This is a genomic window from Rhizobium sp. 768_B6_N1_8 (assembly GCF_051811225.1).
In the GTDB taxonomy this organism is placed as follows: Bacteria; Pseudomonadota; Alphaproteobacteria; order Rhizobiales; family Rhizobiaceae; genus Rhizobium.
In genome coordinates this window covers 2,412,067-2,424,634 of record NZ_JBPWPV010000001.1, presented here as the reverse complement: position 1 = coordinate 2,424,634, position 12,568 = coordinate 2,412,067, and the positions used below count along the sequence as shown (strand labels likewise).

Below are 12,568 nucleotides of genomic sequence, written 5' to 3'. Positions count from 1 at the left end.
ATCTCCCTCCTTGTGGGGGAGATGCCCGGCAGAGCAGAGGGGGTGTCCCGCGCGCTGTGGCTCACCTTATCCCAGCAGCCCCAGCCTCCGCCCCTCGGCAGCGGCCTGTCCCCTCGATTTTGCGCTCAGCTTGGCAAGGATCGAGGAAATATGATGATCCACCGTCTTGGCCGATACGAAGAGGCGCGCGCCGATCTCGGCATTCGAGCGACCCTCGTCGATCAGGCGCAGCACGTCCATTTCCCGTGTCGTGAGGCCGGCAGCATTGGCCTGGGTGCTGGCCCGTGGGCCGCGCGTCGCAAGCCGGCCGCTGCGCCTGCGGATCAGGTCCTTCACGTGGGTGATAACGGCAGTGGCGCCGAGGGCTTCCAGCGTCGTCAGGGCGCGGTAGAGCGCGTCATTATCGCCGTCGAGCAGGGCAAGGGCGGCGAGATAGGGCGCGCGGCGGTCGGTCCAGATATCGGCGGCCTCCTGCCAACGGCCGTTGAGCATGGCGATGACGGCGGCGTCGCCGCTGGAGTCCTCAGGCGCAAGGCCGGTTTCGCCCAGAATATGCGCCCAGAAGCCGATCATCGAGCCGGCGGCATCGTCGCTGCAGAGGGAAGCGGCCTGCCGCAGGCCGGCGAGCGCTTCCTCCCGGTCGCAGAGGCCGAGCCAGGCGCGTTCGGCCACCAGCGCGGCATGGGCGGACAGGCGTTGGAATTCAAACGTGTTTTCGAGGAATTTCGCCATTTCCTGCAGCAGTTCGCCTGATGTTTCGCCTCGGCGCGTTCTGAGCGTCGCCAGCGCCACGAGCGAGGGGTAGCGGGAGAGCGCCGGGGCATTCTGGTTGTCGACCACGGCCTGCGCTGCTGCGGCTGCCTCCTCCCAACGGCCGAGGAACGTCAGCAGTTCCGCGAGCTCGCCACGCATATAGTCGCGCCAGGTATCGAGGTCATGCTCGATGCAATAGGCAATGCCGTGCGCCAGCACGTTCTCGGCGGCATCGACTGCGTGGAGCTGGATTTCCACCCAGGCGCGGTTGGTGAAGGCGCGGGCCGCATGTTCCTGGAAGCCATGGTCGAGGGCGATTGCCAGCGCCTGATCGAGCGTTTGCCGGGCGCGCTCCGGCTCCCGCCAGCAGATGGCGGTGCCGACATTGTTCAGCGCATGACAGAGGACCTCGGGCCTGGCGATATCGTCCGATGTCATGAGCGCGATGGCGCGCTCGCCGTAGAGGGTTGCGGTCTCGGCATCGCCCGCCAGCATGCCGAGCTGCGACAGGTTGGAATAGCCCATGGCGAGCTCGGCCGGGCTTGCTGCCTGCTCCAGCACCTCAACAGCCTCGCGGCCGAAGGCATCGGCGCCCTTGCGGTCTCCGGCGAGATAGCTCAGCCGCGACAGCCAGCGCAGGTTGTCGCCGACATGCCTGATATCGCCGAGCGCCCGATAGAGCGCAAGCGCGCTGGTCTGGGCGGCGATGGCCCGTTCCATCTGGCCGGTCAGGTGGCATTCGAAGGCATAGCCCTCGTAGAGGCAGGCGCGCTTCGCATCGCTTAACTCGCCGGCATGGGCGAGCGCCAGCTCGTAATGGCGCATCGCCTGCCGGTGGGCGCCGAGCCTGCCGGCCTCGGCTGCGGCCTTCGGGGCGAGCTCCGAGATCGCGCTCATGTCCTGCGCCTCATTGGCATGGTGGACCATGCGCGCGACCGAGGCCTCGGCCCGGTTGCGGAAATAGGCAAGCGCCTTTTCATGCAGCGCCCGGCGGCGCAGCGGCGGCAGCGATTGCTCGACGGCCTGCCTGGCGATCTCATGGCGGAACATGAAGAGGTTGCCCCCCGGGCCACTACTTGTGGGCACCAGAAGCCCGCAAGCCGTGCAGGCTTCAAGCGAGGCGCGGGCATCACTGCCGCAGATCGCCTCGATCAATTCAGGCGCAAAGGCATCGGGCGAGGTGGAGGCGGCCCAGAGCGCCTCCCTGTCGGCCTCGTCAAGGATATCGGCCCGTGCCAGCACGGCATCGCGGATGGTTGTCGGCAGATGGTCGCGGCTGAGTGGCGGCAGGCAATCGCTGCCGGCGCAATCCACGAGCTCGCTGACGAAATAGGCATTGCCGCCGGTGGCGCTGAAGATCGCCTCGCCATCGAGACCTTTCCGGTCCGCAAGCTCCAGCACGGCGGCTTTCGACAGCGGCGGGACAGTGATGCGCAGCCAATGGGCGGGCGGAATATCGGCGAGCAGCCGCCTGAGCCGCGTCTGGCCCGGCGTATCGTCATTCCGCGCCGTTGCGACCAGCAGCAGGCAGGTGTGGCGGATGCGGCGGCCGATATAGCGGATGAGGTTCAGCGTGGCGTCGTCGGCCCAGTGAATATCCTCGATGACGAGCAATGTCGGCTGGAGCGCCTCGGTCAGAAGATCCAGCACTTCGGAGAAGAGAGTGATCCAGTTGCCGCTGGAAGCCCTTGTCAGCGTCCAGCGGGCTTGCCGGGCAATATCGCGCCAGGGCCCGAGCGGCTCGGCCGTGCCGAAATTCTCGCAGGCGCCCGAGAGGACGCGGGTTTCCTCAGGCACGGCGCCGGCGAAGGCTGCGGCGAGGGAGGATTTTCCCGCCCCTGCTTCCCCTTCCAGAAGTACGACCCTGCCATTGCCGTTGGCGGCCTCGCGCAACAACGACTGAAGATGATCGAGATTGGGGGCGCGCTCGATTAGTCGCATGGCGGATTATTGCCAGCATCATTGCCGGCTGGGAATAGGAACGTGCCAAAATAGGGCGGCGAGCGCCAGAAAATGGGGAGATATCCCGATGCGCCGGCCCCGGCATCGGCCTAGCGTCCGTTTCGTCAACAAGGATGCGAACAGGAGGTCGCCATGCCCAGATATCTTATCGAACGCAACATTCCCGGCGCAAGCAAGCTCACCTCGGAAGACCTGTGCAACATTTCCGCAAAGTCGAACCAGGTCGTGGCCGGCCTCGACCGGCCCTATACATGGATCACCAGCTATGTCGCCGGCGACAAGATCTACTGCGTGCATGAGGCCGACAGCGCCGAAACCGTCTACCGCCACGCCCGCGAAGGCGGCTTCCCGGCAGACCTGGTGAGCGAGATCGCCTCGGAATTTGGACCCCAGACGGCTCGGCAGACCGCCCGCGCATGAGTTACCACGCCGGCCGCAACGCGAGGGGCGGCGGCCGGCGCTCACCTCGTTCCCTCCTCGGGTAAGGCTGGGGAGGGAATGGGGGGACGGGAGAATTATTTGAACGACCGGGCTGATGGTCGACGCTTTGGACCCGGACGATACCTGACAGTTTTTATTGCGTCGTGTTTTGTTGTTTTGATCTCGGGCGTCCTTGCAGGGGCGAGGGGGACATCCCTGAGAATGCCGAGGTCGTGTTGGATCTCCTTCTCCCGGCGGGAGTTTGAAGGACGGATCGAGACCCGTGGCTCGACAACGGTCAGGTGAGCCGAAGGCCGTACACATCTTCGAATCCTTTCTCTACCTCTTTCCTTCCATCGATCCCCCATCATCTCAGAGGTCAGCGTTCAATCTTGACGAAAAGAGCATATGCTCCTACGTCTACCTTAATAGGAGCATATGCTCTTATTTGACCGCAAAACCGCATCAGCACGTAAAAGCAGGAAACCATGTCACACGATAAACATGACCGTCATCCCTTTCTGGACGACCTGACCGCCGACGCCGAGCTCGTCAGCTCCGTGCTGCGCGGACCCGTTGTCGGCCGCGACGAGATCACGCTCGCCGTCAATACCGTCGGCACCTTCTATGCCTTGCAGACGCCGACCTTCTTCGAGGTCGTCGGCTCTCGGCTCTTCCTCGAATATGAAGCCGTTCTGGTGAGCGGTGAAAAATTGACCGCGGCTGTCATCGTCGATCGCAACCCGGACGGATCCGTGCCGCACGTCAGCGTACGCATGAGCCCGCTCGGCTCCGTCCTGTCGCTTGCCGCCGGCCTGCGAGAGGCGCTCTCGGCAAAACTGCCGGAGCATTTATTTCTCTGAATCGCAGTCACCCGCCGGACCGGGCGTGCAGAATGCCGCCTGATCCCGCCTTTTCAAAGGATATGAGCCATGGATATCGCTAACAGCACAGTCTTCATCACCGGCGCCAATCGCGGCCTCGGCCTTGCCTTCGCACGTGAGGCCCGCCGCCGCGGGGCAGCCAAGATCTATGCCGGCATGCGCAACACCGCTGGCTTCAATGAGCCCGATATCATCCCGGTCAGGATCGACGTCACGGACAAGGCATCGATCGCCGCCGCTGCCGGACTCGCCGCCGATACGACGCTGCTGATCAACAATGCCGGCATCGCAGAGCTGATCGACGGCCCCCTGTCTGGTGATGTCGAAGAACAGTCGCAGCGTCTCTTCGACGTGAACTATCATGGCGTCGTGCGTGTCACCCGGGCCTTCGAGCCGATCCTTTCGGCGCAGCCACAGGCAGCCATCATCAATGTCCTCTCCGATATCGTCTGGCTTCCGCGCCCAATCCTTACCCCTTACGCGGCATCGAAGGCTGCGGCCTGGAGCTACACGAACCAGCTTCGCTTTCACCTGCGCGAGAAAGGCATCCAGGTGCTCGGCCTGCATGTCGGCTTCGTCGATACGGATCTGACCGATGGCATCGACGTGCCGAAGGCAAGTCCGCAGGATGTGGTGCGCCAGACCTATGACGCGCTTGCCGCCGGCAGGAGCGAAGTCATGGCCGATCGCGGCACGACCGTGCTGAAGAGCACGCTTTCGGCCGACGTGCCTGGCTACATCACACCGCCGGAAGGCGTCATCTGACGCCGGCTATCGCGACGATGCCGTTGAACCATATTATCGGCGCGGAGCTTTTCTGAGGGCCGCGCCCATGGCACCTATGAGGCGGGAATCGAAAGGAACATGCGATGTTGTTGGCCGACCAGCCGCTTGGGATCGATCAGTGCACCTGTTCTGCCATGAGAAAGGCAAGCCGCCAGATCACCAGGCTTTACGACAGCCACCTCGAACCCGTCGGCCTGCGCATTACCCAGTTCCTGATGTTGGCTGCCCTGGAGGAAGCCGGCGGTGCCACCGTGAACACGCTTGCCGAACGGCTGGATATCGAACGGACGGCCATGGGCAAGATGCTGGGCTTCCTTGAACGCGACGGCTTTGTCGCGATCAGTCCGTCGCCCGCCGACGGCCGGGTGCGGATCGTCGAAATCACCGACGAAGGCCGGCGGCTGCACAAGAAGGCAGAGCCGCTCTGGGAAGCGGCGCAACGTGAATTTGAAGAGCTGAATGGGGCTGCGAATATCGCGGCGTTGCGTCAGGGGCTGAGGGATGTTGTCGTTGGGGAATTGGTGGCGGACGCCACGAGGGAATGAATTTTCAGGTGCGGGTGTGTCTCCCTCGACGATGGAGAGGCTGACACTCACCCTTGCCAGCCCGCCGCAGCCCAGGCTATACATCCCGGCGATGGGGATGGAGTGCCCCCGAAACCGCCCACAAGGCTGATGACTCCTACCGTGTTTAACCGCGGTGGGAATCTGTCCGGAGCCCGCCGCAAGGCGGGTTTTTTATTGCCCGCCCGAGATTTTGGAGCGAGCATGTCCTTCTATACTTGCCTTATCGTCATGGCCGGCGGTGCGCTCGGCACCTTCGCCCGCTATGCCGTATCGATCATCGCCATGCCGATCAGCCGGGATCTGCCCTGGGGCACTGTGATCATCAATGTTACGGGCTCGTTGATCATCGGCCTGTTCAGCACGCTGACGCTCGCCAATGGCCGGTTTCCGGCCTCGGACAATATGCGCCTCTTCGTGATGATCGGGCTCTGCGGCGGCTACACGACCTTCTCCTCCTTCAGCCTGCAGACACTCGACCTGCTGCGCTGGGGCGCAACGGTCAGGGCTTGCATCAATGTCGCGGCCTCCGTCGTGCTCTGCATCGGGGCGGTGGCACTCGGGCATCTGATCGCGACGCGGATCAATGGCGGGGTTCCGCAGGTGGCGCAGGCGGCGATCGAGGAGCAGGCTTGAGGTGGGATCGTCTGCGGACCAAAGACTCCAAAAAGTTTATCGCCGGGGCTGCGAGGATAAGTACTCCAGCGTAAACACACCTTGCAGCAACAAGACACGAGGCGAGCGGGCGATGAAAATGCAGCTCCTACAGGTGCAGGACAGAAACCAGTGGCAGGACTATCACGCGATCAGGCGTCACGTTCTCTTCGAACTGCGCGGCCAGGCTGACTATGATGAGATGCATCCGGACGAGCGTCGGGAAAATCACTTTCCCCTGCTGTTCATTTGCGACGATGTGCCCGTTGGCACCGTCCGGCTGGATATCGGGCCCGCGCACGCCGACCCCGGAACCGTACGGCTCGTCGCGATCGTTCCGCAGTATCAGCGGCAAGGAATTGGTAGGGCCATGCTGCACGCGCTTGAACGACTTGCCGCCGACAAAGGCCTTACGCGGCTGGAGGTTCATGCCGCACCGGATGCTGTGGCCTTCTACAAAAAGCTCGGATGGCTCCTCGTCGATGTGGACAGAGCCACTCCGCTCCTTACAAAGCAAATTTCCTGACATGGCTGCAGCAAATCCGACGTCTGCGCGCAAGGCGAAATGCCTTCCATGCCGCCAATCTGAAATCGGGTAGCTGCCGCACGCGAGATTTCTTGCCCTCGGCAAGGCCAAAATGCTGGCGTAGCTTTGGGTATCGACGCCAACCCTAACCTCCCTCATTCCTGTTTCCTCGTGCTGACCACGAGGGCACAGAGATGAGGGAGGCGGAGGAGCAGGGCGGTGCCACTAGTTAGTCCCTCCCTTGCAGGGAGGGGTCGTCACGAAACGCCTCCGTCACAGCGCCGGTCGAATAAACATCCCGCCGAATCTTCCGTCTGCCGCCAGCGCGAAGCTCCATTCGAGATTACCGTTTTCGAAGGTCACGTCGTAAACATCCCAGCCTTCCGCCGTCACGCCCTTGAAGGATATGTCCCTGAGCGGCCCCATTCGATCGAGATCGGCCTTGATCATGGCGGATTGTTCGCGTGCGGCGGCGGCGAGCGGCGGGCTCATCCGCTCATAGTTGGGTTCGCCGCGCTGGTGCTGTTCGATGACCCGCTCCAGCAGTGCCCTGCTGTTTTCCACCGGCTGCTTGTCGCGGATGCGCGCAGCAAGCGCCTCTTCCAGATCGGTCGCGGCGCGTTCGTCCATGCGGGATGCTTCCAGTTCATAGCCGTTCTGGTGCAGCACGAGGCCGGTGACGGTGCCGCCTTCGTCGCGGGTAAAGGTGATCTGCGCCTGAACCGCCTTGTAGAAGAAGCGATCGACATCTTCGGCGAAGATTTCGAGTTCCGGCTGGCCGGTCAGCCGCGTGAAGAGCCGCCCGTCGCGCAGGCTCACCACATAGGCCGACGTGCCCAGATGATAGTGTCCGGCATAACCGGCATAGAGGGCAGGGTCGATCTTCTGTTCGGTGCGCGGCCGTGCCTGCTCATAGCGGCGCCAGGCGATGGCATCGGCTGAGGTGTCGGTCATGTTCGTGTCCTTTGCGAGCTTCAGCAGTTCATCGATCGAAAGAATGTCGCCTGCGGCCATCTTCGCCCGCAGCGCGTCGATGATGGCGAGGCTGCGTTGCGTGCGGGTCAGCTGGTCCTGCAATGCGAGGTTCTGCATGGCGAGCATGCGGTCGAGATCGGTCGCGTGGCCGGCGAGCAGCCGGGCGATGTCCTGCAGGCTGAGCCCCAGCCGCTTCAGAGCCAGGATCTCGGTGAGCCGTGCAATTTCCCTGGTGCCGTAGAGCCGCCAGTTCTTTCCCGTGCGCGGCGGCCGGATGAGGCCGGTCTCTTCATAGAGCCTCAGCGCACGCACCGTCATGCCGATCCGCTCGGCACATTGCGCCGCCGTCAGCCAGCTCTGTTTTCCTGTTTTGGCGTCCATCAAGCCTCCCGCGATGTCTCGGAACCCTTCTAAGCTATGACGCTGGGTCCGGCTCAAGAGGTTTTTCGCGGGTTTTTTCGATTTCGTCTTGATGCCTGTTGCAGGGCGGCCGGGATGTCGCTCGGAACCGGGCCACAGCATCGGCCCGAAAATCGGAATCGATCTTCGGAAAGCCTGATGCGTCGATTCAAAGAGTTGGAGCGTCGGTGCGGCGAATGGCGCAATGCAGGGGGAAAGAGATTATTCTGCCCATGGGAAAACCCATGACAGGTGCAATCGATCCGCCGGGTATGCCGCCCGGCGGATCGAGCGGCCGTTAATTCCCTGTCGAGGTCGGGGCGGAGTAAGACAGGGATTCACGGATCTGGTCGATTTTGCCGTCAGCGTCACCGACGCCGAGGATGGTCTTGGCCTCGGCGAGGACTGCCGGGCTCACTTCGCCGCTGCGCGTTGCGGAAGCCAGCGCATCCTCCAGTGCCGCGTCGCCGAGCACCGGATCGTCGATTGCAGGCTCGATGCCGTTGTCGAGTTCAAACTGGGCATAGGCAACCGCGTAGGCAGCGATCGCGGTCATCTTCGGATCGGACGTGTGCAGATAGGCCTTGTAGCTACGGTTGAGAGAGTTCAGGCCCTTCAGTTCGGAGGCCAGGTTCTTTTGCTTGATATCGGTTGTGGTGTTTTTTGCATTGAGCGATTTCGTCTTCGCCTCGCCGGATTTGCCCTTGGCTCCGTTCTCGGATTTCGAACCGCCGTGCAATGAACTGCCCGTCTGGGAATTGCCGGACTGGTGGCCGCGGTTTTCGTGGTTGCCGCTTTGTCCGCCGCCATTACCGCCACCATTGCTGCTGCCGTTACCGCCCCCATTGCCTCCGCCATTACCGCCCCCGTTGCCGCCACCGTTTTCACCGCCCTTTGCCATGGCGGCAATATCGGCGCCGGTGATCGTCAGCGGGCTGGAAGCCATGATCATTGAAAGCGCAGCTATGGACGCCAAAGTTGCGACACGCATCCGTCTCTCCCTCGCAGGATAATTCATCAAAAATCGTGAGACAGCCGACTCGGGAAGGCGGCTATCGAATGAAGATGATGTTAGGCGCGAAACGCGGGGCGTGCATCGGACCGAGGTCCGGCATCCGCCGGACTATGGTCTTAGAGAGCGGGAGATGGTTAACGGGGTTCAGCGTCGGCCGGCGGGTCGCCGATCCGGAATCGGGTGGCTGCCGCTTCTCATATTTCCTACCCCTCCATGACCATCAAAACAGGAGGTTTGGACATGGAACTGGAAGACAAGGTGATCATCATTTCCGGCGCAAGCAGTGGCATCGGAGCGGCCGCCGCTCGGCTCTTTGCAGCGAAGGGCGCGAAGCTCGTGCTCGGTGCACGGCGGGCGCAGAACCTCGACACGCTGGTTTCCGAGATCACTGAAAGCGGCGGCACGGCCGTGTCTCTGGCCGGTGATGTGCGCGAAGGAGCTTACGCGCAGGGCCTCGTCGACCGGGCGCTCGATGCTTATGGCCGGCTCGACGGCGCTTTCAACAATGCCGGGATCGTCGGCGAGATGGGCGCCTTTGCCGAGATGAGTGCGGCCAATTGGGAGGCCGTGATTTCCACCAACCTGACGAGCGCGTTCCTTGCGCTGAAGGCGCAGCTGCCCGTGATGAAAGCGCAACGCAGCGGCTCGATCGTCTTCACCTCATCCTTCGTCGGATACAGCAATGGCGGCCTGCCCGGCATGGGGGCTTATGCGGCCTCCAAGGCGGGCCTGATCGGCCTCGTACAATCGGTCGCCGCCGATTACGCGGCCGATGGCATCAGGATCAACAGCCTGTTGCCGGGTGGAACCATCACGCCGGCGGGCGGCGAGAATAACCCTGAATTCCTCGACTATATATCGAGCCTGCATCCGATGAAGCGGATGGCCGCGGCGCAGGAAATTGCGCAGGCGGCACTCTTCCTGCTGTCGGACCAATCGAGCTTCATGACCGGCAGCCCGATGATCGTCGATGGCGGCATGTCGGTTCGGCTGCTTTAGCAGAAGTGGCCTCGGGCGGTGTTGCGCCGCCCGAGGCGGGGAATTTCGCGGCCGTCCCGAGGGGCACGTCCCAGAGGGTCACCGGCGCTTCACGCCGCACTCGATTCCTGACATATTTGCAGGGAGACAGCCAACCGTCGTGGATATTGCGTCATGAACTCGCAGACACGTGAAAAAAGCACCATGCGCGCACCTACCGGGTCCGTTACAGGGCTTTGCTCTGCGTCCGCCACCATGTTTGCAGTCGGAATGGCCTTTCTGGGTTACTGGGGGGTCTATGAACAGGGGACCTGGCGTGCAATCGATTATCTTGTGATGATTGTTGCTGTCATCGGATTTGCGGCACTTGGCTGCGTGCCCTGGATTGTGACCACACCTGTCGCGGAGGATGAGGCAGACAAAGTCGTCGTCGCCAGGCGAGCGATGGCACTGGGAACGGCGTTAATCTGGATGGCCGTCTGTATTACCGTATTTGCCTGAGTTGCCCTGTGTGACCCCATACAACCGCAAAATGGATTCATTTGAAGCGATCAGGCCCTAACCGCCGGCGGCGAGAATAATCCTGAATTCCTCGACTATATTTCGAGCCTGTATCCGATGAAGCGGATGGCCGCGGCGCAAGAAATTGCGCAGGCGGCACTCTTCCTGCTGTCGGACCAATCGAGCTTCATGATCGGCAGCCCGATGATCATTGATGGTTCGGCTGCTTTAGGGGTGGGGTGGTTCTGCTCTATCGCGGCAGCAGATTTTCACGCTTGGCGAGCGCGATCAGGGCAGGCGTTATCTCTCCGTCGTCGACCTCATAGGTGAGGGCAGAAAGTGCCTCGTCCCATGCGCCCCATTCGCCGCCAAAATTCAGCACCCGCCGCTTCTGCATGTCGGTTGGATAGGGCTTGCTGAACATGTCGATGCCGCGCTCGATAACATCGGCATGTGTGGTCAAGCCGAGTTCGCGCAAGGCGACTGCGACATCGGGGGCATAACCGCCGGACGAATTGAAGAAGAATTGATGGACGCCGCCATTCAGCATCTCGGCGTTGAAATAATCGACGACGTAGATCTGCTTCAGCGCTTTTGGAAGGCGATCGATCTCGGCGTCCTCCATCGCATTGAGTTTTCCCGTCAGGTAGCTGAGCCGGTCTTCGTCACCGATCTTTTCGCGCGCCTTGGCGGACCATTCGACGAGATCAGGTGTACGCTCGACATAGCTGCCGATGGCGCCCGGAAGCTCAGTCATCTCGCCGAAGGCGGCATTGAGCGCGGCAAAATCGGCGTCCTCACTTTTGGCTGCGAGGTCGCGCACTGCGGCAAAGGCCTGCGCCTGCCGCGTCAGGCCGGCCGCAGTCAGCGCCTGCAGCACCGCATCCGCGTTGCGTGCCGGGTCTGATTTTTTGCTCATCTCGGTCATCTCGTGCAGCGTGTCGTCGCTGACGGACTGGCCCTGGGCGACCAGCAGTTTTTTGGCCTCCTCCTGGATCTTGCGCGCCTCGGCAATCGTGGTGAAGAAGCGATGCAACTCGCCGCCCGGCACCACATAATGCAGGTATGAGAGCCAGAAGAGGTTGCGCACCTCAGGCTCCAGCCTGCCGATATCGGCCAGTATCGGCCCCTTGTCGTCATCATATTTCACCCGCATGATCTGCGGCAGGAAGGTCGTCTCGATGACGAATTCGGTGGACATGGTCGTCAGAGCCTGCAAATCGCGCGCCTCCGGTTGCGTTTGATCGGATGCCGCGGAAGCTTTCGCCACGATCGCGCTGGCGAGCAGAGCGGCAAGCAAAAGACTGGCATATTTCATGGATATTTTTTCCCGTGGCGCGGGTGAATTTGGCGGAGCGTTTGCAGAGTTCAAGCCCGTCGAGCGCTCTCGGCTGCTTTAGCAGAGGTTGGCCTCGGGCGGTGGTAGCGCCGCCCAAGGCAGTTACGGACTATTGTGCCCTGGCCGATGTCCGTTCGAAGGCACCAGCGAAGACAACCGCCATGGCGCCAATCATCAGCGCTCCGGCAAGCAGGAAGGTTAGCTGCATGCCGGCTGAAATCGCTGCCGGCGTCGCATGAATGAAATCCTCTGTGCCGGCGCCATAGGCGAAGACGGCGCCCATCAGGGATGCGCCGGAGATCAGGCCGATATTGCGCGACAGGCCGAGCAGGCCGGAGGCTGTGCCGCGCCGGCCTTCCCATATGGAATGCCCGACCTTCCGGCGGCTGCTCGATGTCGCGGGCAAGCGGGTGGGCAAGGATAAGGGCAGGCGGGCAGGCAAGGTCGGGTAGGTTCGGCAGCGCTGACGAGCCCGCCTCACTCCCGCCGACGGTTGCTCCGCCGCGTGCCATCGTAAAACCCCGGCGGTTTCTTCCGCACCCAGGCGACAAAGGTCTGGATGGCGGGGTGGGCAAGCAGGGCCTCGACGGTCGTGTAGGACTGTTCCAGCTCCGCTTCGCTGAACTGCGCATGGATCTGGCGATGGCAGATGCGGTGCAGAACCTGCGTCTCCCGTCCGCCGCGGCTTTTGGGTACGAGATGGTGCTCGTCCCGCTGTTCTTTCGGAACGACCCGGCCGCAGAGCGGGCAGATATCAGGCGTCGGTGCCTCATACCAGGAGGTGACTTCTTGGTTTCTCTTTCGCGCCATCAG

Annotated in this window: 14 protein-coding genes, 1 pseudogene and 1 riboswitch; of the genes and pseudogenes, 9 read left to right on the top strand and 6 right to left on the bottom strand. The window is 62.4% G+C overall.

Annotation, left to right across the window (positions count from 1 at the left end):
- Positions 1–66: 66 nt before the first annotated feature.
- On the bottom strand, positions 67–2,694 hold the full coding sequence (locus tag AB8B33_RS12485; RefSeq protein ID WP_439015612.1) for an ATP-binding protein: 2,628 nt from the start codon (positions 2,692–2,694) through the stop codon (positions 67–69).
- A 153-nt stretch (positions 2,695–2,847) separates the two neighbouring features.
- On the opposite strand from AB8B33_RS12485, the gene AB8B33_RS12480 reads away from it, so the two are divergent.
- From AB8B33_RS12480 to AB8B33_RS12455, 6 genes are all read left to right on the top strand, one after another.
- Positions 2,848–3,135 carry a DUF4242 domain-containing protein gene (locus AB8B33_RS12480; RefSeq protein ID WP_310386499.1) on the top strand — a complete coding sequence of 96 codons (288 nt, stop codon included), beginning with the start codon at positions 2,848–2,850 and terminating at the stop codon, positions 3,133–3,135.
- Between the two features lie 488 nt (positions 3,136–3,623).
- Positions 3,624–3,998 carry a hypothetical protein gene (locus tag AB8B33_RS12475; protein WP_113324795.1) on the top strand — a complete coding sequence of 125 codons (375 nt, stop codon included), beginning with the start codon at positions 3,624–3,626 and terminating at the stop codon, positions 3,996–3,998.
- Positions 3,999–4,067: 69 nt separating this feature from the next.
- Complete coding sequence (locus tag AB8B33_RS12470) at positions 4,068–4,784, top strand: SDR family oxidoreductase (RefSeq protein WP_439015611.1); 717 nt, start codon at positions 4,068–4,070, stop codon at positions 4,782–4,784.
- 104 nt (positions 4,785–4,888) lie between these two features.
- Positions 4,889–5,350, top strand: a complete 462-nt coding sequence (locus AB8B33_RS12465; RefSeq protein WP_113324793.1) for a MarR family transcriptional regulator — start codon at positions 4,889–4,891, stop codon at positions 5,348–5,350.
- An 84-nt stretch (positions 5,351–5,434) separates the two neighbouring features.
- Positions 5,435–5,496: riboswitch (Fluoride riboswitch) on the top strand.
- Positions 5,497–5,572: 76 nt separating this feature from the next.
- Positions 5,573–6,004: a fluoride efflux transporter CrcB gene (crcB, locus tag AB8B33_RS12460; RefSeq protein WP_439015610.1), complete on the top strand. Its 432-nt coding sequence runs from the start codon at positions 5,573–5,575 to the stop codon at positions 6,002–6,004.
- On the top strand, positions 5,955–6,548 hold the full coding sequence (locus AB8B33_RS12455; protein ID WP_439015609.1) for a GNAT family N-acetyltransferase: 594 nt from the start codon (positions 5,955–5,957) through the stop codon (positions 6,546–6,548). Before crcB ends, AB8B33_RS12455 begins: the two co-directional genes overlap by 50 nt.
- 273 nt (positions 6,549–6,821) lie before the next feature.
- Here AB8B33_RS12455 and AB8B33_RS12450 read toward each other — a convergent pair whose 3' ends face one another.
- The gene (locus AB8B33_RS12450; protein ID WP_439015608.1) at positions 6,822–7,904 is read right to left on the bottom strand and encodes a MerR family transcriptional regulator; all 1,083 of its coding nucleotides are present in this window, start codon (positions 7,902–7,904) and stop codon (positions 6,822–6,824) included.
- Positions 7,905–8,220: 316 nt separating this feature from the next.
- The gene (locus tag AB8B33_RS12445) at positions 8,221–8,913 is read right to left on the bottom strand and encodes a hypothetical protein (RefSeq protein WP_439015607.1); all 693 of its coding nucleotides are present in this window, start codon (positions 8,911–8,913) and stop codon (positions 8,221–8,223) included.
- Positions 8,914–9,177: 264 nt separating this feature from the next.
- On the opposite strand from AB8B33_RS12445, the gene AB8B33_RS12440 reads away from it, so the two are divergent.
- The 3 genes and pseudogenes from AB8B33_RS12440 to AB8B33_RS12430 all read left to right on the top strand — a co-directional run.
- Positions 9,178–9,936 carry an SDR family oxidoreductase gene (locus AB8B33_RS12440; RefSeq protein WP_113324787.1) on the top strand — a complete coding sequence of 253 codons (759 nt, stop codon included), beginning with the start codon at positions 9,178–9,180 and terminating at the stop codon, positions 9,934–9,936.
- A gap of 153 nt (positions 9,937–10,089) precedes the next feature.
- On the top strand, positions 10,090–10,416 hold the full coding sequence (locus AB8B33_RS12435; RefSeq protein ID WP_113324786.1) for a hypothetical protein: 327 nt from the start codon (positions 10,090–10,092) through the stop codon (positions 10,414–10,416).
- Positions 10,417–10,488: 72 nt separating this feature from the next.
- Positions 10,489–10,746: pseudogene (locus AB8B33_RS12430) on the top strand (SDR family oxidoreductase); the annotation flags it as partial.
- Here the strand turns inward: AB8B33_RS12430 and AB8B33_RS12425 are convergent.
- The 3 genes from AB8B33_RS12425 to AB8B33_RS12415 form a co-directional block, all read right to left on the bottom strand.
- Positions 10,667–11,734, bottom strand: coding sequence for a DMP19 family protein (locus AB8B33_RS12425; RefSeq protein ID WP_439015606.1), 1,068 nt, complete (start codon positions 11,732–11,734; stop codon positions 10,667–10,669). The pseudogene AB8B33_RS12430 and the gene AB8B33_RS12425 overlap by 80 nt on opposite strands.
- 130 nt (positions 11,735–11,864) lie before the next feature.
- The gene (locus AB8B33_RS12420; protein WP_439015605.1) at positions 11,865–12,161 is read right to left on the bottom strand and encodes a hypothetical protein; all 297 of its coding nucleotides are present in this window, start codon (positions 12,159–12,161) and stop codon (positions 11,865–11,867) included.
- 71 nt (positions 12,162–12,232) lie between these two features.
- Entirely contained in the window at positions 12,233–12,565 is a 333-nt protein-coding gene (locus AB8B33_RS12415) for an HNH endonuclease signature motif containing protein (RefSeq protein ID WP_439015604.1), read from the bottom strand.
- Positions 12,566–12,568 lie beyond the last annotated feature (3 nt).